20 protein-coding genes are annotated in these 17,501 nt (G+C 65.0%); 17 read left to right on the top strand and 3 right to left on the bottom strand.

Translation table 11 applies throughout. From position 1 onward, the window contains the following. Window positions 1–157: 157 nt before the first annotated feature. From flhF to YQ44_RS29270, 8 genes are all read left to right on the top strand, one after another. Complete coding sequence (flhF, locus tag YQ44_RS04550) at window positions 158–1,471, top strand: flagellar biosynthesis protein FlhF (protein ID WP_071322369.1); 1,314 nt, start codon at window positions 158–160, stop codon at window positions 1,469–1,471. After that, the gene (locus YQ44_RS04555) at window positions 1,464–2,327 is read left to right on the top strand and encodes a MinD/ParA family ATP-binding protein (protein WP_071322370.1); all 864 of its coding nucleotides are present in this window, start codon (window positions 1,464–1,466) and stop codon (window positions 2,325–2,327) included. The genes flhF and YQ44_RS04555 overlap by 8 nt, the downstream gene beginning before the upstream one ends. A 45-nt stretch (window positions 2,328–2,372) precedes the next feature. Beyond that, entirely contained in the window at window positions 2,373–3,104 is a 732-nt protein-coding gene (locus YQ44_RS04560) for an RNA polymerase sigma factor FliA (RefSeq protein ID WP_071322371.1), read from the top strand. After that, on the top strand, window positions 3,086–3,832 hold the full coding sequence (locus YQ44_RS04565) for a flagellar motor protein (protein ID WP_071322372.1): 747 nt from the start codon (window positions 3,086–3,088) through the stop codon (window positions 3,830–3,832). Before YQ44_RS04560 ends, YQ44_RS04565 begins: the two co-directional genes overlap by 19 nt. Before the next feature lie 5 nt (window positions 3,833–3,837). Next, window positions 3,838–4,608 (top strand): flagellar motor protein MotD, encoded by a 771-nt coding sequence (motD, locus tag YQ44_RS04570; protein ID WP_071326254.1) that lies wholly within the window; start codon window positions 3,838–3,840, stop codon window positions 4,606–4,608. 271 nt (window positions 4,609–4,879) lie between these two features. Next, window positions 4,880–6,490, top strand: coding sequence for an S-layer protein (locus tag YQ44_RS04575; protein WP_071322373.1), 1,611 nt, complete (start codon window positions 4,880–4,882; stop codon window positions 6,488–6,490). Between the two features lie 94 nt (window positions 6,491–6,584). Then, window positions 6,585–6,947: a translation initiation factor Sui1 gene (locus YQ44_RS04580; RefSeq protein ID WP_071322374.1), complete on the top strand. Its 363-nt coding sequence runs from the start codon at window positions 6,585–6,587 to the stop codon at window positions 6,945–6,947. 61 nt (window positions 6,948–7,008) lie between these two features. Continuing rightward, window positions 7,009–7,869 (top strand): hypothetical protein, encoded by an 861-nt coding sequence (locus tag YQ44_RS29270; RefSeq protein WP_071322375.1) that lies wholly within the window; start codon window positions 7,009–7,011, stop codon window positions 7,867–7,869. Window positions 7,870–7,921: 52 nt separating this feature from the next. Here YQ44_RS29270 and YQ44_RS04590 read toward each other — a convergent pair whose 3' ends face one another. The 3 genes from YQ44_RS04590 to flgA form a co-directional block, all read right to left on the bottom strand. Further along, entirely contained in the window at window positions 7,922–8,389 is a 468-nt protein-coding gene (locus tag YQ44_RS04590; RefSeq protein ID WP_071322376.1) for a flagella synthesis protein FlgN, read from the bottom strand. Between the two features lie 9 nt (window positions 8,390–8,398). Then, window positions 8,399–8,707 carry a flagellar biosynthesis anti-sigma factor FlgM gene (flgM, locus tag YQ44_RS04595; protein WP_034754089.1) on the bottom strand — a complete coding sequence of 103 codons (309 nt, stop codon included), beginning with the start codon at window positions 8,705–8,707 and terminating at the stop codon, window positions 8,399–8,401. A gap of 111 nt (window positions 8,708–8,818) precedes the next feature. Beyond that, on the bottom strand, window positions 8,819–9,526 hold the full coding sequence (gene flgA / locus YQ44_RS04600) for a flagellar basal body P-ring formation chaperone FlgA (protein ID WP_071322377.1): 708 nt from the start codon (window positions 9,524–9,526) through the stop codon (window positions 8,819–8,821). 191 nt (window positions 9,527–9,717) lie between these two features. Here flgA and flgB point away from each other — a divergent pair, with 191 nt between their 5' ends. The 9 genes from flgB (at window position 9,718) to flgJ (ending at window position 17,421) form a co-directional block, all read left to right on the top strand. Continuing rightward, complete coding sequence (flgB, locus tag YQ44_RS04605) at window positions 9,718–10,170, top strand: flagellar basal body rod protein FlgB (protein WP_071322378.1); 453 nt, start codon at window positions 9,718–9,720, stop codon at window positions 10,168–10,170. A gap of 2 nt (window positions 10,171–10,172) precedes the next feature. Next, window positions 10,173–10,574 carry a flagellar basal body rod protein FlgC gene (gene flgC / locus YQ44_RS04610; RefSeq protein ID WP_071322379.1) on the top strand — a complete coding sequence of 134 codons (402 nt, stop codon included), beginning with the start codon at window positions 10,173–10,175 and terminating at the stop codon, window positions 10,572–10,574. A gap of 15 nt (window positions 10,575–10,589) precedes the next feature. Continuing rightward, window positions 10,590–11,285: a flagellar hook assembly protein FlgD gene (locus YQ44_RS04615; protein ID WP_071322380.1), complete on the top strand. Its 696-nt coding sequence runs from the start codon at window positions 10,590–10,592 to the stop codon at window positions 11,283–11,285. A 53-nt stretch (window positions 11,286–11,338) separates the two neighbouring features. Further along, window positions 11,339–12,886, top strand: a complete 1,548-nt coding sequence (locus YQ44_RS04620; protein ID WP_071322381.1) for a flagellar hook protein FlgE — start codon at window positions 11,339–11,341, stop codon at window positions 12,884–12,886. Between the two features lie 182 nt (window positions 12,887–13,068). Continuing rightward, the gene (locus YQ44_RS04625) at window positions 13,069–13,812 is read left to right on the top strand and encodes a flagellar basal body rod protein FlgF (protein ID WP_071322382.1); all 744 of its coding nucleotides are present in this window, start codon (window positions 13,069–13,071) and stop codon (window positions 13,810–13,812) included. A gap of 72 nt (window positions 13,813–13,884) precedes the next feature. Further along, the gene (gene flgG / locus YQ44_RS04630) at window positions 13,885–14,667 is read left to right on the top strand and encodes a flagellar basal-body rod protein FlgG (protein WP_071322383.1); all 783 of its coding nucleotides are present in this window, start codon (window positions 13,885–13,887) and stop codon (window positions 14,665–14,667) included. 51 nt (window positions 14,668–14,718) lie between these two features. Continuing rightward, entirely contained in the window at window positions 14,719–15,369 is a 651-nt protein-coding gene (locus YQ44_RS04635; RefSeq protein ID WP_071322384.1) for a flagellar basal body L-ring protein FlgH, read from the top strand. 2 nt (window positions 15,370–15,371) lie between these two features. After that, window positions 15,372–16,487: a flagellar basal body P-ring protein FlgI gene (locus tag YQ44_RS04640; RefSeq protein WP_071322385.1), complete on the top strand. Its 1,116-nt coding sequence runs from the start codon at window positions 15,372–15,374 to the stop codon at window positions 16,485–16,487. Between the two features lie 10 nt (window positions 16,488–16,497). Beyond that, window positions 16,498–17,421 (top strand): flagellar assembly peptidoglycan hydrolase FlgJ, encoded by a 924-nt coding sequence (gene flgJ, locus YQ44_RS04645; protein WP_071322386.1) that lies wholly within the window; start codon window positions 16,498–16,500, stop codon window positions 17,419–17,421. The last annotated feature ends 80 nt before the right edge of the window (window positions 17,422–17,501 follow it).

A 17,501-nucleotide genomic window follows, 5' to 3' on the forward strand; every position in this document is an offset into this window, starting at 1 on the left:
GTCCTGTTCCTTCGATCATTTCCCCAGTGCATCGCTAATAATGGAAACTGTCCGAGTGATCTGTGTCCATGTGGAAGACAGCACTCAAGCAACAGGAGTCGATGATGGTCACACCGTTCAGCCAGTACTGCGCCACCCCCGCCTCGGGAGGCCGGCCATGAATGTGAAGAAATTTACGGGCGCCTCGTCGCGCGATGCGCTGCGCAAGGTGCGCGAAGCGCTCGGCCCCGATGCCGTGATCCTGTCGAACCGCCAGGCCGATGGCGTGGTGGAAATCCTCGCGCTGGCCAATGACGATGCCGCCTCGCTGGCATCGCCGCCGGCCGCCTCGGAAATGGCCCAGCCGCGTCCCCAGTTGCAGACCCAGTTCGCCACGCCGCAGCGCGCGGCCGCCCCGGCCCAGCGCCCGGCCGCGCCGCGCCAGGCATCGTCCGAGCCAGTGGACATGGCCCGCATGCAGCAGATGATGGCCAGCGCGCTGGCGCACGTCAAAGAAAACGCCGCCGCCGAGATGAGCGGCATGATGAATGAAATCCGCGCCATGCGCGGCATGATGGAAACCCAGCTGGCGGAAATCTCGTGGGGTTCGACGCAGCAGCGCGAGCCGCAAAAAGCCGTCGTGCTGCGCGAAATGCTGGCGGCCGGCTTCTCGGCCAGCCTGGCGCGCTACCTGATCGACAAGCTGCCCGCCGGCCTGGACGGCGCGCAAAGCATGCGCTGGATCAAGACCGTGCTCAGCCGTAACCTGAATACTGTCGCCAATGAAGACGCCATGCTCGAGCAGGGCGGCGTATTCGCGCTGGTGGGCCCGACCGGCGTCGGCAAGACCACCAGCACGGCCAAGCTGGCGGCGCGCTGCGTGATGCGCCACGGCCCGGAAAAGCTGGCCCTGATCACCACGGACGCCTACCGTATCGGCGCGCACGAACAGCTGCGCATCTACGGCAAGATCCTCGGCGTGATGGTGCACTCGGTGAAGGACGAGGCCGACTTGCGCATCGCCCTGAAGGAATTGAAGAACAAGCACACGGTGCTGATCGACACGGTGGGCGTGAGCCAGCGCGACCAGATGGTGACGGAGCAGGTGGCCATGCTGTCGGGCGCCGGTGCCGACGTCAAGCGCCTGCTGTGCCTGAATTCGACGGCAACGCAGGAAACGCTCAATGAAGTGGTGCGCGCCTACCAGGGCAGCGGCCTGGCCGGCTGCATCATGACCAAGCTCGATGAAGCGGCGTCGATCGGCAATGTACTCGACGTGGTGATCCGCCAGAAGCTGAACCTGTTTTATGTGTCGAACGGCCAGCGCGTGCCGGAAGACCTGCACCTGGCCGACCGCGCCTACCTGATCGACCGCGCCTTCAAGCTCAAGCGCGATACGGCGGCGACGCAGTTTTCCGATGCCGAACTGCCGCTGCTGATGGCGCAGGCCGCCGCCCGCAACAATGAAGCGCGCGGGGTGCACCTTGGCTAATTTCGATTTCGACCAGGCCGAAGGCCTGCGCCGCATGCTGGCCGGCCCGCAGCCGCGCGTCATGACGTTCCTGTCGGCCACGCCGCAGGACGACAAGGGCGCCATGCTGGTCAACCTGGGCGCTTCGCTCGCGTATGGCGGCAATGAAGTGCTGCTGGTCGACGCCAGCGGCGGCAGCGACGGCGTCGCTTCGCGCCTGGGACTGGCGCACGGCGCCAGCCTGCTCGACGTGGCGCGCCAGCAGTGCGGCCTGAACCAGGTGATCCACCAGGTGCCGCAGGGCTTCGGCGTGGCCCACCTGGGCGCGCGCAACCACCTGATGGACAGCAGCGACTATGCGGGCGACGAAGACACGCGCCGCCTGGGCAAGACCTTCGAAGTGATGGCGCGCCAGAGCGGCATCGTGCTGGTCGACGGCGTGGTGGCCGAGGAGGGCGCATGCTTCCCCGTGCCGCTGATGGCCTCGTCCGACATCGTGGTGCAGGTGTCGAACAGCGCCAATTCGATCAAGGCGGCCTATTGCCTGATCAAGCGACTGAACCAGGAGCTGGGACGGCGTCCGTTCGGCATTCTTGTCACCGGCGCTTCCGAATCCGAGGCAAAAGTGGTATACGATAATATGGCGCAGGCGGCGAGCCGCTACCTGGCCGTGAAACTGACGTCGATGGGGTCGGTGCCGGCCGATGAATACCTGCACCGCGCCGCGCGCCTGGGCCGCAGCGTGGTCGACGCGTTTCCGCTGGCGGGAGCTTCGGTGGCGTTTCGCGGACTGGCCGAGCGCCTGGTCCGTTCGGCGGCGCCGGTGCTGGGCACCACCTTGTACCAGACGGGGAGCGCACACCATTTCAGCGCCTGAATCCAACCGTAGCACCAGATAAGACGATAAAACAATAAGCAGCCTATGTACACGGTCAAAGGGAAATCGAACAAGGACTATTTGCTGACGGAGCATATCCCGCTGGTGAAGCGTCTGGCGCACCATATGAAGGCGAAATTGCCGCCTTCGGTCGAGGTCGATGACCTGATCCAGGCCGGCATGATCGGCCTGCTGGACGCCATCAGCCGCTATGAGGAAACGCATGGCGCGCAGTTCGAGACGTATGCCGTGCTGCGCATCCGCGGCGCCATGCTCGACGAGCTGCGCACCAGCGACTGGCTGCCGCGCAGCATGCGCCAGAACATGCGCAAGATCGAAGAGGCGATGAGCATTTTGCAGCAGCGCTTGGGCCACCCGCCGACGGAGTCGGAAGTGGCGAAACTGCTGAAAATGTCGCTGGCCGACTACCAGGAAATGCTGGGCGACGGCGGCGGCCACCAGCTGGTGTACTACGAAGATTTTCATGACCCGGACGGCAATGACAGCTTCCTCGACCGCCATTGCGTGGACGAGGACAGCGACCCCTTGCGGTCCCTGCTCGATACCGATTTCCGGCAATCCGTGATCGATGCCATCGACGCGCTGCCGCCACGCGAGAAAATACTCATGGGCCTGTACTACGAAGAAGAACTGAACCTGAAGGAGATCGGCGCGGTGATGGGCGTATCGGAATCGCGCGTCTCGCAGCTGCATACCCAGGCCGTCGCGCGCCTGCGCGCAACCTTGAGGGAGCAGGCGTGGACTGGTCCAGCGTAATCGGGCTGGCGCTGGCGCTGGCGGGCCTCCTGGTCGGCCAGGCACTGGAGGGCGGCAAGATGGCCTCCCTGCTGCAGCCGGCCGCCTTCGCCATCGTTGTCATCGGCACCTTCGGCGCCGTGCTGCTGCAAACGCGCTTGCGCACCTTCGTGCGCGGCCTGGAAATGCTGCGCTGGGTGTTCCTGCCGCCTTCGGACACGCGCGCCGCGCTGGCGCGCGACATCGGGCAGTGGAGCCTGACGGCGCGCCGCGACGGCCCGCTGGCCCTCGAGCGCCTGATGGAAAACACGGCCGACCGCTTCAACGCCAAGGGTTTGCGCATGATCGTCGACGGCATCGCGCCCGACAAGCTGCGCCAGCTGCTCGACGTGGAAATCTCCGCCTACGAGATGGCCGAGCGCCAGGCCGTCAAGGTGTGGGAATCTGCCGCCGGCTATTCGCCCACGATCGGCATCCTGGGCGCCGTGCTGGGCCTGATCCACGTGATGGAAAACCTCACCGACCCCAGCAAGCTCGGCGGCGGAATCGCCGTGGCGTTCGTCTCCACCATCTATGGCGTGGGCCTGGCCAACCTGCTGTTCCTGCCGGTGGCAAATAAACTCAAGGCCATCGTTTCGCGCCGCGTGCTGCAGTATGAAATCACGGCCGCCGTGCTGTACGACATCGCCACGGGCGACCATACGCGCATCATCGAAGAGCGCGTGGCCAGCCTCCTGCACGAGCACTGACCATGATGCGGCGCGCGCGCAGGAAGTATGACGAGGAACCGGACAACCAGGACCGCTGGCTGATCTCGTACGCCGATTTCATCACCCTGCTGTTCGCCTTTTTCGTCGTCATGTATGCGATTTCGCAAGTCAACGAAGGCAAGTACCGCGTCTTCCAGAGCGCCATCGGCCAGGCCTTCAGCCTGGACAAGGGCGCGCCGCCCATCCTCATGGAAGCGCCGCAGGCGATCCCGCTGCCGAATCCCGCCCTGAAGCGCCGCACGGAAGCCATCCGCCGCGAGCGCGAGCACATGACGCGCCTGGCGCAGGACCTGACGTCCACCCTGGCGCCGCTGGTCAAGGAAGGCAAGGTGCGCGTGACGCAGACGAGCCGCGGCGTCAGCGTGGAAATCAACGCCAGCGTGCTGTTCGACCCGGGCGCGGCGCGCCTGACGCCGGAATCGGACCAGGCCCTGCGCGCCGTGGCCGTGCTGCTCAAGGACGACACGCACGACGTGCAGGTGGAAGGGCATACCGATGTGCAGCCGATCAGCAATTCGAACTTCGCCTCGAACTGGGAACTGTCGGCCGCGCGCGCCAGCGCCGTGGTGCGCCTGTTCATCGCCAGCGGCGTGCAAGCCACGCGCCTGACGGCCGTCGGCCACGCCGACAACATCCCCGTGGCGCCGAACGCCACGCCGGAAGGGCGCGCGCGCAACCGCCGCGTCGCCGTGACCATCCTCTCGGGCATCCCCGAGACGGTGACGGAAGTACCGACGGCGCCGCCGGCCAACTGACAAGGCCTGACAAAACCGTCGCGAGCGGCAGCGAGGCTCGGCGCCCCCGTTGGCCCGAGAAGCGGAGCTGTGCCTTGCACGGGGCCGCCGAGGCAGTGAGCATCGGCGGGCGCAAATCGCGACGCGCAGCAGGTGTTGTTAGGTGTTCTATGTTAGGTGTGCTAAGCCTGGCCTTCCTGCCGGCGCGGCTTTGCGCCCTGGCGCGTGTCATGGGCTGGTCATACTGGACTGCTAGGCTGTCGCCCTTCTTTTCAGCTTCCAGGTCAATCCCATGTCTTACTCCAGAACCTTGCTTCCTTTGGCCATCGCCATCCTGTTGAGCGTCGCCGCCTGCGGCGGCGATGGCGGCCCGGACGGCAGCGTGCCACCGCTGCCAGCCGGCCGCTGGATCGCCGGCGACCTGCACACCCACACCACGCAATCGGCCGATGCGGATGTCAGCCAGACGCTGGACAAGGTGCTGGCCAAGGCCTTTACCACGTATGGACTCGACTGGATGGCGCTGTCCAACCATTTGCGCGTTTCCACGCGCGATGCGCTGGGCGCGCCGCTGCCGGCGCCCATTCCGATGTCCATCGCTGCCGAACGCCATGAAATCCCGCGCGTCCAGGCGCTGCAGGCGGGCGGCGCCTACGCCGACAAGCTGGTCTTTACCGGCTTCGAGTGGGACATGCCGACCCACGATCACATCGGCATCGGCCTGTTCGAAGGCAAGGACAAGCTCAGTGCCAGCACCCGGGGCATGAAGGAGTTCGAATACCTGTTCACCACGCGCGACGCCAGCATGTTCGACGCCGCCGACGTCGCCGCATGGAAAGGCAAATATGGCGAGGCGCGCTACAACAAGACGGCTGCCGACGCGCTGCAAGCGATCGACTGGCTCAGGCAGAATTATCCGGAAACCAGCTACGCCGTCATCAACCACCCGTCGCGCAACAAGGGCAGCTACAGCATCGCCGACTTGCGCGCCTTTAACGATGCCGCCCCCAACATCATGTTCGCCATCGAAGGCATGGTCGGCAACCAGATGGAGCCGGACCGCGGCGGCTATACGGCCGCCTACACGGACGACAATGCGCTGCTGCGCGTGTATGGCGGTGTCGACTACGTGGTGGCCAAGCTGGGCGGGCCATGGGATGCGCTGCTGGGCGAGGGCCGCCGCATCTGGAACCTGACCGACTCGGATACGCACTTCAAGATCGTCGGCGGCAACAGCAGCGGCTATTTCCCCGGCGAATATGCGAAGAACTATGTGTTCAACAGCGCGCAAGGGGCGCCGCAGGCGAAGGACTTGCTGGCCGGCTTGCGCTCGGGCAAGATGTTTTCCACCTATGGCGACTTGATCAACGCGCTGGACTTCAACCTGGCCAGCAAGGACGACCGCAAGGAGATGGGCGGCGAGCTGAAGGTCGGCAACGGCGACACCGTCACGCTTACCATCCGCTTCAAGAGCCCGGCCAGGAACAACTACGAGAAGCCGGTCGACAGCGGCGTGGCCGCCAACGTCAAGCCCGTCGTCGACCATGTCGACCTGATCGTCGGCGATGTCGGCGCGAAGGCGGTGGCGGGCACGCCAGCCTACGACGTTGCCAGCAATGCCAGCACGCGCGTGCTCAAGCGCTTCACCAGCGCGGACTGGAAACTCGGGGCGGACGGCTACTACAGCGTGAGCTACCAGGCCACGGCGGCGAAGAACCAGTATTTCCGCCTGCGCGGCACCAATCTGGGGACCGATGTTGCCGGCCTGACGCAGGCTGGCGAACCGCTGGCCGACCAGCGCACGGGGGCCACGGACAGCACCCAGCGCTTCAATGACATCAACGACCGCAATTACCGCAGCCTGTGGTTCTATTCGAATCCGGTCTTCGTGACCGTGCGTTGATGGCGTCGCCGGCCGGCAGCGCGCCGCCGGATGGGGCGGGGCGCCGCTGCCGCTTGGTACAATCGCGGCCTTTCCCCACTTTTATCTCTCGATCATGAAAAGCAGTTCCCAGGGCGGCCTCGTGTATTCCACCGAAACGGGCCGCATGTGCCCCGCCTGCCGCCAGCCGCTGGCGCAGTGCGCATGCAAGGCCGCAGCGAAAGCGGCGCCGGCGGGCGACGGCGCCGTGCGCGTGTCGCGCCAGACCAAGGGTCGCGGCGGCAAGAGCGTCACCGTGGTGAAAGGCCTGGCGCTGGACGCCATCGCGCTGGCCCTGCTGGGCAAGCAGCTGCGCACGCGGTGCGGCTCGGGCGGCACCGTCAAGGATGGCGTCATCGAAGTGCAGGGCGACCACGTGGACGCCATCCTGGCCGCGCTGGTGAAATTGGGCCACCGGGCGAAGCAGGCCGGCGGCTGAGGTGCGGGCCGGCGCCGCGCGCCTGTGGTAACGTGCGCTTCCCGACCCCGCCCGCTACCCCATGATGAATCGCACACTTGCCAGCATCGCCATCGCCGCCATCGCGGCCGCGCTGGCGCTGGCGTACTGGCCCGCGTCCGACGGCGGCGCGCCGGCAGCGGCCACCGCCACCGCTGCTGCCGGCGCGCCGCCGGGGCGCAGCCTGGCCTCGTATTTTTCTGTCGATGCCTCCGTCCCCGCGGCCGAGGCACCCCTGGTCATCCCCCTGGCGCAGCGGCTCGAGCGGCTGGCCGCCAGCGGCAGGGCGGAAGATGCGTATGCCGCCTTCAATCTGATCGACGACTGCATGGTCTTCCTGCGGGAGGGGCGCTTGCCGGGCATGGAGTTCGAGCTGGGGCGCGAGATGACGGCGGAAGAGAAGGTTGCCCAGCAGCAGCTATGTGCGAGCTTGACGCAGCGCCAGCGCGACGAGCGCCTGGCCTACCTGGCCACCGCCGCGAAGGCGGGCGTGCCGGGCGCGAGCACGATTTTCCTGTCGGAAGGCCCGTTCGGCGACCGCAGCGCGCTGCGCAACCGTCCCGACGACCCGCTCGTGCAGGAATGGAAGCGCCAGGCCATCGCCCAGCTGACGGCGCAGGCGGACGAGGGCGAGCTGAGCAGCGTTTCGACCCTGATGATGGCGTATCTGCGCGATGGCGACGTGGTGCGCAAGGACGCGCCGCAAGCGTATGGCTACCTGCTGGCCCTGCGCATGGTGTATGGGGAACTGCTGGCGCCCGGCATCGCCAATCCGTATCAGGATGAATACTGGCACTGGCTGCAGGATGAGCTGACGCCGGCGCAGCAAGCCGCCGCCACGGCGAAGGCGCAAGCCATCGCGGCGAAATTTCGCCAGCATGCGGGGCGTCCCGCGCCCGCTTGAACGGACAGGGGCGCGCGCCTTGCCGCGGTAGTGCCGTGTCGGGGTGTTCGGCTTAGCCGATGACGACGCGCCGGTTCGGCGTATTCGTCGTCGGTTGGCCGCTGGGGCCGTAGAAATTGCCGCTTTGGGCCGTGGGGCGCAGGGCGTTCAGGGCGCCTTGCGTGTGCAGCATGTGCTTGTTGACCAGCAGGCTGTTCAGGCGGTTCTGTTCCTTCGCTTCGCGCGTCGTCTCGAGCAGGGCTTTCCACAGGGGCGCCGCGTCGGCGATGCCGGCGCCGACCAGCCAGTCTTCCATGCCGGCTTCGGCGGCCATGAAACCGGCCGCCGCCAGGGCCTGGTGGCGTTGCGCCGCCAGCTGGCTCAACTGTCCTATCAGTGCCGTCTTGCGCACGGTGATCTCCGCAACCGCATCGATGTCAGCCGCAACCAGATGCAGCTGTTCTTCTTTCATCAATGCCAGCAATGTGGTCATGAGCTCTTGCTCGTCGCGCAGGCTGGAAAACGGAGTCACTGATTGCATGGGGGAAACCTATCTATTTCGTGAGTGCAGCAAGTCCTTGACTGTATCCAAGAGACCGTCCGCCACTTTTTCAGAGTTGACCTGGAACTGGCCGTCGGCGATCGCCAGCTTGATGCGTTCGACTTTTTTCGTGTCGAACACGGCGCCGCTGCCGGCAGTTGCACTGGCCGCTAATGCCTGTCCTTGCGGCGACAGGCGTACATTGTCCGACGTCGTCGGTGTTGCTTGCGCTTTCTCTGCATTGCGGGCACCCGAGGTATTCGCGGGCGCTACCGGCAGGCCGGGATTGCTTTTAATGGTGTTGTCGGTAATTTTCACAGCGTGATCCTCGTCTGGTCGAAGTCAAAAAACTCCGGGATATGTGTCATTATCGGCACCTTCTTCCGAAACTTTAGTGCGCCAGACCACAATATCGCTGTCCATCCGTATCTAGAAAGCCACCTCCACCAGGCCGCCGGCGCGCGCCACGCCGCTGATCTGCTGGCCGCCCTGGGTGCGCACCTGCACCACCTGGCCGTCGCCGGCGCTGCCGATGGCGCGTCCTTCTGATGCCACCTGGAAACCATTGCCACTGGAAACGACACGCACCAGCTGGCCCTGCATCACCACGGGCTTGCGGCGCAGGGTGTCGAGGCGCATCGGCGTACCCGGCGGCAGCGAGATATTCGTGCTGGCGCCCACCACCTGGGCCATGTCGGTGGCGATGCCTGCCGGCAATGCCGCCAGGTCGCCCTGCATCGTCACCAGCTGGCTGGCATCGATGGCCTGTCCCTGCGCCAGCGGCACGGCGCTGGCCACGTAGTCGCCGACGACGGCCACGTTCGCCTGTAGATAGATGGTCCAGCTGGCCGGCGCCGTGCAGCGCACGCCGACGGTGGTCTTGCCCCAGGCGCGCGCGCCGGGGGCCATGAACGCTTGCGGCGCGGGGCAGGCGGCCAGGTTCAGGCGCGGATCGACGGCGCCGACGGTGACCGTCACCTTGCCGGGCAAGCCATTGCTTTGTACCTGCAGGAATTGTTCCACGCTGTCGCGCAGTGCTTCCGGCGTCTGGCGGCCAGCGTTTTGCGCCTGCGCCAGCGGCGCGGCGGCGGCCAGTGCGGCGGCAAGGGCGAGAAGGAAAGCAAGCGGTGTTTTCATGGTGATAGGCCTCTGGAATATTGCCATGATAGGGCGCGGCGGCCCGTTCGAAGCGCGGATTAGGGGGTAAAAGTGCGGTCTGATCCGGCGATGGTCTTGCCGGTGGGCACCGTACTATGTTTCCTGTCATCACTATACCGCCATCCTTCCGCCATCTCGGGCGCCAGTGGCAGATCTTTCCGGAGCCTGACATGATAGGGAAACTCGACGATTACATGCGCTTCAACGAGACGGCGCTGAGCCTGCGCTCGACGCGCCAGGAATTGCTCGCCTCGAATATCGCCAATGCCGACACGCCCAACTACAAGGCGCGCGACGTCGATTTCGCCAGCGCCCTGAAAGGGGCGATGGCGCGCAAGGATGGCGTGCCGCCCGCCCTGAAGGGCACGGCGCCGCAGCATATGCCGGGCAAGGGCGTCGCCGCCGCCGTGGGGAGCAGCGCGGGCGGCAAGGTCGAGACGCTGGCCGACGGCACGCCGCTGCTGTACCGCGCGCCGTCCCAGGGCGCCGTCGATGGCAATACGGTCGACATGGACCTCGAGCGCAATGCCTTTGCCGACAACGCCATCCGCTACGAGGCCGCCGTGACGTTCCTCAACTCGCAGATCAAGGGCATGCTGACGGCCATCCAGGGGGGGCAATAATCATGTCGCTATTTAATATCTTCAATGTTTCCGGTTCGGCCATGAGCGCCCAGGCGCAGCGCCTGAATACGGTGGCCAGCAACCTGGCCAATGCCGACAGCGCCACCAGCGCCAGTGGCGAAGCCTACCGCGCCAAGCAGGTGGTGTTCGAAGCCGTGCCCATGGCCAATGGCGCCACGGCCGTCAAGGTGCAGAAGGTGATCGAAGACCCGTCGCCGATGAAGCTGGTCTACGACCCGAAGAATCCGCTGGCCGACGAGAAGGGCTACGTCACCATGCCCAACGTAAATACGGTCGACGAGATGGTCAACATGCTGTCGGCGTCGCGCTCGTACCAGACCAACGTGGAAACCATGAACGCGGCCAAGTCGCTGCTCCTGAAAACCCTCACCATCGGCCAATAAGGCTGACTGACCATTATGGCAACCATCGATACCAGCAACACCGTCACCACCGACCTGATGGCGACGATGAATCCGAAGAAGACCACGGCCGATCCCGGCAGTGTCGAAGCGGAGACGAACAAGTTCCTGACCCTGCTGGTCACCCAGCTGAAGAATCAGGACCCGATGAACCCGTTGGACAATGCGCAACTGACCAGCCAGCTGGCGCAGCTGTCCACGGTGACGGGCGTCAACAAGCTCAACACGACCCTGGAAACCCTGAAAGCCAGCTACCAGCAAGCCGAATCCATGCAGGCGGCCAACATCATCGGCCACGGTGTGTTGACGGCAGGCAAGGATATCAACCTGAGCAAGAGTGCCGCCCTGCTGGGCGTGGACCTGGCCACGCCGGCCGACAAGGTCAAGGTCATCATCTACAAGGATGGCAAGGAAGTCCACTCGATCGACCTGGGCGCGCAGGCGGCGGGCACCTTGCCGCTGGGCTGGAACGGCTCTACCGCCGATCTCGACAAGGACGGCAAGAACATCGTGCTGGCCGACGGCGCCTATACCTTCGCCGTGGAGGCCTCGCGCGGCGGCACCAAGCTCAAGGATGCGACGGCGCTGATGTTCGGTTCGGTCGCCAGCGTGTCGACGGGCGCCGGTGGCGTGAAATTGAATGTGCCGGGCGTGGGCAGCATCACCATGGCCGACGTGAAACAGATTCTGTAAGCCGCTTCCCCTTAGCGTGACCCTCTACCCCTAATTTCTACCAGGAGAACACAATGTCTTTCCAACAAGGCCTGAGCGGCTTGAATGGCGCCGCCAAATCGCTGGACGTCATCGGCAACAACATCGCCAACTCGTCGACCGTGGGTTTCAAGCAATCGCAGGCGCAGTTCGCCGACATCTATGCCAACTCGCTGTATGGCGTGGGCGGCAACCAGGCGGGGATCGGCGTGTCGGTTTCGCAAATCGCCCAGCAATTTAATCAGGGTAACCTGGAATCGTCGTCGAATCCCCTCGACATCGCCATCAATGGCGGCGGCTTCTTCCGTACCAGCGTCAACGGCGCCATCCAGTATTCGCGCAACGGCCAGTTCCAGGTCGACAAGAGCGGCTTCATCGTCAACGCCCAGCTGGCGCAGCTGACCGGCTATCCGGCCGACGTCAACGGCAAGATCGTCGCTGGCGCCGTCGTGCCCCTGCAGATCGACCAGTCGGACATGAAGCCGCAGGCAACGACCAAGATCAGCACGGAAGTCAACCTCAATTCCAATACGGCGATGCCGACCACGGTGCCGTTCAAGTCGACGGACGACACGTCGTACCACAAGTCGTTTCCCGTCGAAGTCTTCGATTCGCTGGGCAATTCCCACAATATGTCGAATTTCTACGTCAAGACGGGCACCAACACCTGGGATGTCTACTCGGCCATAGACGGCACGGAAGTGACGAGCATGAAGGCCGCGGCCGCCCTGCAGACGGACCCTGCCTCGCTGGCTGCGCGCGCCGCCTACCAGGCCGCCGCCACGGCCGTGCCGCTGGTGCCGGCCAATGTGACGGCCGCCGCCGTCGCCTATGGCAACGCGGCCGGCGCCGCCGTCTCGGCCGCCGCTGCCGCCGCGGGCGCCACGCCGGCGCAACTGGCCGCCATCGCCGCCACCTACGGCAGTGCAGTGCCGAATGGCGTCAATTCGAGCCGCACGCCGGACCAGATCGATGAAGCCATCCGCGCCGTGACCGTGGTGCCAGCCGTCAAGACCGGTTCGCTGGTCTTCAACACGGTCGGCAGCCTGGACCGGGCCGCCATGCTGGCCCTGACGCCGCCGCAAACCTTGCCCGTCACCGTCAACCTGCCGATCTTCCCGGCCACGGGTGCGAATGCGACGCTGTCGGTCCAGGTCGACTTCACCAAGTCCACCCAGCTGGGCACCGTCACGGCGGAAAAGAAAACGGAAGCGGACGGCTACAAGGCCGGCCAGCTGAGCCGCTTCGTCGTGGGTGACGACGGCGTCATCCAGGGCCAGTACAACAATGGCAAGACGCGCGCCCTGGGTCAGGTAGTACTCAGCAACTTTACCAACCCGAACGGCCTGCAGCCGCTGGGCAACAACGCCTGGGTGGAAAGCTCGGCTTCGGGCAAGCCCATCACGGGCGAGCCCAAGACGGGTACCCTGGGCAATTTGCGTGCCTCGGCCGTGGAAGTGTCGAACGTCGATTTGACGGCGGAACTGGTCAATATGATCACGGCGCAGCGCGCCTACCAGGCGAATGCGCAGACCATCAAGACGCAGGATTCGGTCCTGCAGACGCTAGTGAACCTGCGTTAACGTGGGGGTGCCTCGTTAAGCTGCTGCGCGTTTCACTACCGGGCCGGCGTTGCTCGCTGTACCTCCGTACAGCTGCGCTACTCAACCCGGTATTGAACCGCTCGCTACGCTTTCCGAGGCACCCTCGATGTTGCAGTAGTACCGGGGTCTGACCCCAGTTTTCGTTTTGTACGGAGAAACACATGGACCGTCTCATCTACACCGCCGGCTCGGGCGCCAAGCACATCCTGGACAAGCAGGCGACCACCGCGAATAACCTGGCGAACGCCACCAGCACGGGTTTCCGCGCCCAGCTCGACTCGTTCCGCGCCGTGCCCGTGGTGGCCGACGGCATGATGCCGACGCGCGCCTTTGTCGTCGACTCGACGGTCGGCTCCGATTTCACGCAAGGTCCCATGCAGCACACGGGCCGCGCGCTCGACGTGGCCGTGGAAAACGGCGGCTGGATCGCCGTGCAGTCGGCCGACGGTTCCGAAGCCTACACGCGCAACGGCAGCCTGAAACTCAATGAAAACGGTATGCTGCAGACGCAGGCCGGCCTGATGGTGCAGGGCGATACGGGGCCCATGGCGATACCGCCCGGCGTGACGGTGGCGATTGCCAGCGACGGCACGGTGGGCACGATTTCCACCGACGTGCCGCCCGGCCCGTCGACGGTGCTGGGACGCATCAAGCTGGTCAATCCACCCGAGCAGCAACTGGTGCGCGGCGACGACGGCCTGTTCCGCCTGAAGGATGGCGCCGTCGCCCAGGCCGACCAGGCCGTCAAATTGACGACGGGCGCGCTCGAGGGCAGCAATGTCAGCCCCGTCGACTCCATGGTCAGCATGATCGCCCTGGCGCGCCAGTTCGAAACGCAAATGAGCCTGTTGAAGAATGCCGAGAATAACGCGGCGAAAGCCACCCAGATCCTCGCTTTGAATTGATGGGGGCAGCCGCATAATGGTTACATAGAAATAGTCTACAGGGCTGACTAGCGCTGTTATTGGAGAAAAATCATGATTCGTTCCCTTTGGATTGCCAAGACCGGCCTGGAAGCGCAACAGACGCAGATGGACGTGATCGCCAATAACCTGGCCAACGTCAGCACCACGGGCTTCAAGAAGTCGCGCGCCGTGTTTGAAGACTTGCTCTACCAAAATGTCCGCCAGCCGGGCGCGCAGTCCTCGCAGCAAACCCAGCTGCCATCGGGCTTGCAGATCGGCACCGGCGTGCGCACGGTGGCCACGGAACGCATCCATACCCAGGGCAATCCCCAGGCCTCGGGCAATTCGCGCGACGTGATGGTCAACGGCACCGGTTTCTTCCAGGTGCTGATGCCGGACGGCGCCACCGCCTACACGCGCGACGGCTCGTTCCAGACCGACAGCAACGGCCAGCTGGTCACTTCCGAAGGCTTCGTCATCCAGCCCGCCATCACCGTGCCGACCAATGCGCTGAGCCTGACCGTGGCGCGCGACGGCACCGTTTCCGTCACCCTGCCCGACACGGTGGCGCCATCGCAGATCGGCTCGCTGCAGCTGACCACTTTCGTCAACCCGGCCGGCCTCGAGTCGAAGGGCGAAAACCTGTACATGGAAACGGGCGCGTCCGGCGTGGCGCAGACCAATACCCCGGGCACCAACGGCGCCGGCGTGCTGATGCAGGGCTATATCGAGACGTCGAACGTCAACGTGGCCGAGGAAATGGTCAACATGATCCAGACGCAGCGCGCCTACGAGATCAACAGCAAGGCCATCACCACATCCGACCAGATGCTGCAGAAGCTTTCTCAGCTCTAATTTTTTTTAGTCGTCATGCCATCCGCCGCCGGATGGCAGCGGAGGTTCGTCATGCAATACCCCCTCATCGCCGTCTTGTCCGCAGTCCTGTTGTCCGGCTGCGCCATCACGCCCACCTCGATCGTGCAATACCCGACCACCACGCGCGCGCCGATGCCGGAACCCGTGGTCGTCAACAATGGCTCGATCTACCAGCCGTCGACTTACCGTCCCGCCTTCGAAGACCGCCGCGCGCGCCATGTGGGCGACACCATGACCATTGCCATCACCGAGCGCACGAACGCCGTCAAGGCGGGCGCCAGTTCCGGCAACAAGTCCGGCAGCGTGGGTTTCAGCACGCCCGGCTTCGCCCAGGGCCGCCTGGGCGGCACGGTTTCGGCGAATGGTGCGACGAAATTTGCCGATGGCGACAACCAGTCCGCCAGCAACACGTTTTCCGGCGTGATCGGCGTGACGGTGATCGAGGTATTGCCAAACGGTAATTTGATCGTGGCGGGCGAAAAACAGATCGCCATGAACAAGGGCACGGAATTCATCCGCTTCTCGGGCATGGTCAATCCGGACACCATCGGCACGGGCAACGTCGTGCCGTCGACCCAGGTGGCCGACGCGCGCGTCGAATACCGCACCAACAGCCAGATCGACCGCGCCGAAATGGCCTCGATGGCGTCGCGCTTCTTCCTCAGCCTGTTGCCGTTCTGACCATGGCCACGTTTACCTTCCCCCGCCTTTTACTCGTCTGCGGCCTGGCTGGCGCCCTGCTGGCACCCGTGGCGCAGGCCGAGCGCATCAAGGACCTGGCCAGCATCGCCGGCGTGCGCCAGAATCAGCTGATGGGCTATGGCCTCGTCGTCGGCCTCGACGGCAGCGGCGACCAGACCACGCAGACGCCGTTCACCATCCAGAGCGTGGCGGCCATGCTGCAGCAGCAGGGCGTCAACTTGCCGCAAGGCACGAGCTTGCAATTGAAGAACGTCGCCGCCGTGATGGTGACGACGGCCTTGCCCGCGTTTGCCCAGCCGGGCCAGCTGCTCGACGTGACGGTGTCGTCGATGGGGAACGCGAAAAGCTTGCGCGGCGGCACTTTATTGATGACGCCGCTGAAGGGCGCCGACGGCCAGGTGTACGGCATGGCGCAGGGCAACGTGCTGGTGGGCGGCGTGGGCGCGCAGGCGGCCGGCAGCTCCGTCGTCATCAACCACCTGAGCGTGGGGCGCATCTCGGGCGGCGCCACCGTCGAGCGCGCAGTCGCCTCGGCGCTGGGCGCCAACAACACGATCCGCCTGGAATTGAACGCCACCGATTTCGCCACGGCCAGCCGCGTGGTCGACGCCATCAACAGCCGCTATGGCGCCGGCACGGCCGCCGCGCTCGATGGGCGCGTGATCCAGGTGCAGTCGCCGGGCGGCAGCGACCAGCGCGTGGCGTTCCTGGGCCAGCTGGAAAGCATCGAAGTCAACCCGGCCCGCCTGGCGGCCAAGGTCATCATGAATGCGCGCACGGGCTCGGTGGTGATGAACCAGTCCGTGACCCTGGAAACATGCGCCATTTCGCACGGCAACCTGTCCGTCACCATCAATGTCGAGCCGCAGGTGAGCCAGCCGGCACCGCTGTCGGGCGGGCGCACGGTGGTCACGCAGACGGCGCAGATCGATATCAAGAAGGAACCGGGCAAGGTCATGCTGGTCAAGGGCGGCGCCTCGCTGTCCGACGTGGTGAAAGCCCTCAACGCCATCGGCGCCTCGCCGCAAGACTTGCTGGCCATCCTGCAGGCGATGAAGGCGGCCGGTTCGCTGCGCGCCGAACTTGAAATCATTTGATGGACACGCCATGATCAGCCAAACCGACCTCAGCAATACCGCCGCCTATGACGTGAAGGGCATGGATGGCTTGCGCCAGTCCGCCAAGGCGCGCGACCCCGCCGCCCTGAAAGAGGCGGCCACGCAATTCGAAGCCATGTTCATCAACATGATGATGAAAAGCATGCGCGACGCCACGCCGCAGGACGGCATCATGGATAGCCAGCAAAGCAAGATGTACACCTCGATGCTGGACCAGCAGACGAGCCAGAACCTGGCCAAGCGCGGCACGGGCCTGGCGGACGTGCTGATCCGCCAGCTGTCGTCGTCGAACCAGGCGCTGGCCGCCGATGGCGCGGAAGCGCCGTCGCCCCGTTCCTCGAGCATGGCGCAGGCGCTGGCCGCCTTCCGCCAGCAGCAGGGCGCGCTCACCGAGGGCGCGAGCGGCGCCACGGGCGGCAAGACCCTGAGCGACAAGGCCAACGCCACGCAGGCGCCGCACGTGCGCGCGTTCCAGGAAAAGCTGGGCGCACATGCGGAAGAGGCCAGCCGCGCCACCGGCATCCCGGCCAAGTTCATGCTGGGCCAGGCGGCGCTGGAAACGGGCTGGGGCAAGCGCGAAATCATCGCCCGCGACGGCAGCAGCAGCCACAACCTGTTCGGCATCAAGGCGTCCGGCGACTGGAAGGGCAAGGTCACGGAAGCCGTCACCACCGAATATGTGAATGGCAAGGCGCAGCGCAAGGTGGAGAAATTCCGTGCCTATGACAGCTATGCGGACAGCTTCAAGGATTACGCGCAGTTGATTACAAACAACAAGCGCTATGAAAAAGTGCTGGCCAGCGCCGGCGACGCCAGCACGTTTGCCCACGGCTTGCAAAAGGCCGGCTATGCGACGGACCCGAATTACGCTGCCAAATTGACAAAAATTATCAAGAATTCGCTGGTTGGTTAAGCCGCCGCCATATCCTGTGCAGGCCGCGTGCTTCAAGTTTTCGCTGCGGCTGCCGTAAATACTTTTGAGGGTAACCAATA

The sequence above is a fragment of the Janthinobacterium sp. 1_2014MBL_MicDiv genome, from assembly GCF_001865675.1.
Classification (GTDB): Bacteria; Pseudomonadota; Gammaproteobacteria; order Burkholderiales; family Burkholderiaceae_D; genus Janthinobacterium.

Bases quoted from the DNA above. Each gene is read 5' to 3' on its own strand.
- YQ44_RS04620 (WP_071322381.1), top strand. From the start codon at position 11,339: ATGTCTTTCCAACAAGGCCTGAGCGGCTTGAATGGCGCCGCCAAATCG.
- YQ44_RS04640 (WP_071322385.1), top strand. From the start codon at position 15,372: ATGGCCACGTTTACCTTCCCCCGCCTTTTACTCGTCTGCGGCCTGGCT.
- motD (WP_071326254.1), top strand. From the start codon at position 3,838: ATGCGGCGCGCGCGCAGGAAGTATGACGAGGAACCGGACAACCAGGAC.
- YQ44_RS04590 (WP_071322376.1), bottom strand. From the start codon at position 8,389: ATGCAATCAGTGACTCCGTTTTCCAGCCTGCGCGACGAGCAAGAGCTC.
- flgB (WP_071322378.1), top strand. From the start codon at position 9,718: ATGATAGGGAAACTCGACGATTACATGCGCTTCAACGAGACGGCGCTG.
- YQ44_RS04635 (WP_071322384.1), top strand. From the start codon at position 14,719: ATGCAATACCCCCTCATCGCCGTCTTGTCCGCAGTCCTGTTGTCCGGC.
- YQ44_RS04580 (WP_071322374.1), top strand. From the start codon at position 6,585: ATGAAAAGCAGTTCCCAGGGCGGCCTCGTGTATTCCACCGAAACGGGC.
- YQ44_RS29270 (WP_071322375.1), top strand. From the start codon at position 7,009: ATGATGAATCGCACACTTGCCAGCATCGCCATCGCCGCCATCGCGGCC.
- flgJ (WP_071322386.1), top strand. From the start codon at position 16,498: ATGATCAGCCAAACCGACCTCAGCAATACCGCCGCCTATGACGTGAAG.
- flgA (WP_071322377.1), bottom strand. From the start codon at position 9,526: ATGAAAACACCGCTTGCTTTCCTTCTCGCCCTTGCCGCCGCACTGGCC.
- YQ44_RS04625 (WP_071322382.1), top strand. From the start codon at position 13,069: ATGGACCGTCTCATCTACACCGCCGGCTCGGGCGCCAAGCACATCCTG.
- YQ44_RS04560 (WP_071322371.1), top strand. From the start codon at position 2,373: ATGTACACGGTCAAAGGGAAATCGAACAAGGACTATTTGCTGACGGAG.
- flgC (WP_071322379.1), top strand. From the start codon at position 10,173: ATGTCGCTATTTAATATCTTCAATGTTTCCGGTTCGGCCATGAGCGCC.
- flhF (WP_071322369.1), top strand. From the start codon at position 158: ATGAATGTGAAGAAATTTACGGGCGCCTCGTCGCGCGATGCGCTGCGC.
- YQ44_RS04615 (WP_071322380.1), top strand. From the start codon at position 10,590: ATGGCAACCATCGATACCAGCAACACCGTCACCACCGACCTGATGGCG.
- flgG (WP_071322383.1), top strand. From the start codon at position 13,885: ATGATTCGTTCCCTTTGGATTGCCAAGACCGGCCTGGAAGCGCAACAG.
- YQ44_RS04575 (WP_071322373.1), top strand. From the start codon at position 4,880: ATGTCTTACTCCAGAACCTTGCTTCCTTTGGCCATCGCCATCCTGTTG.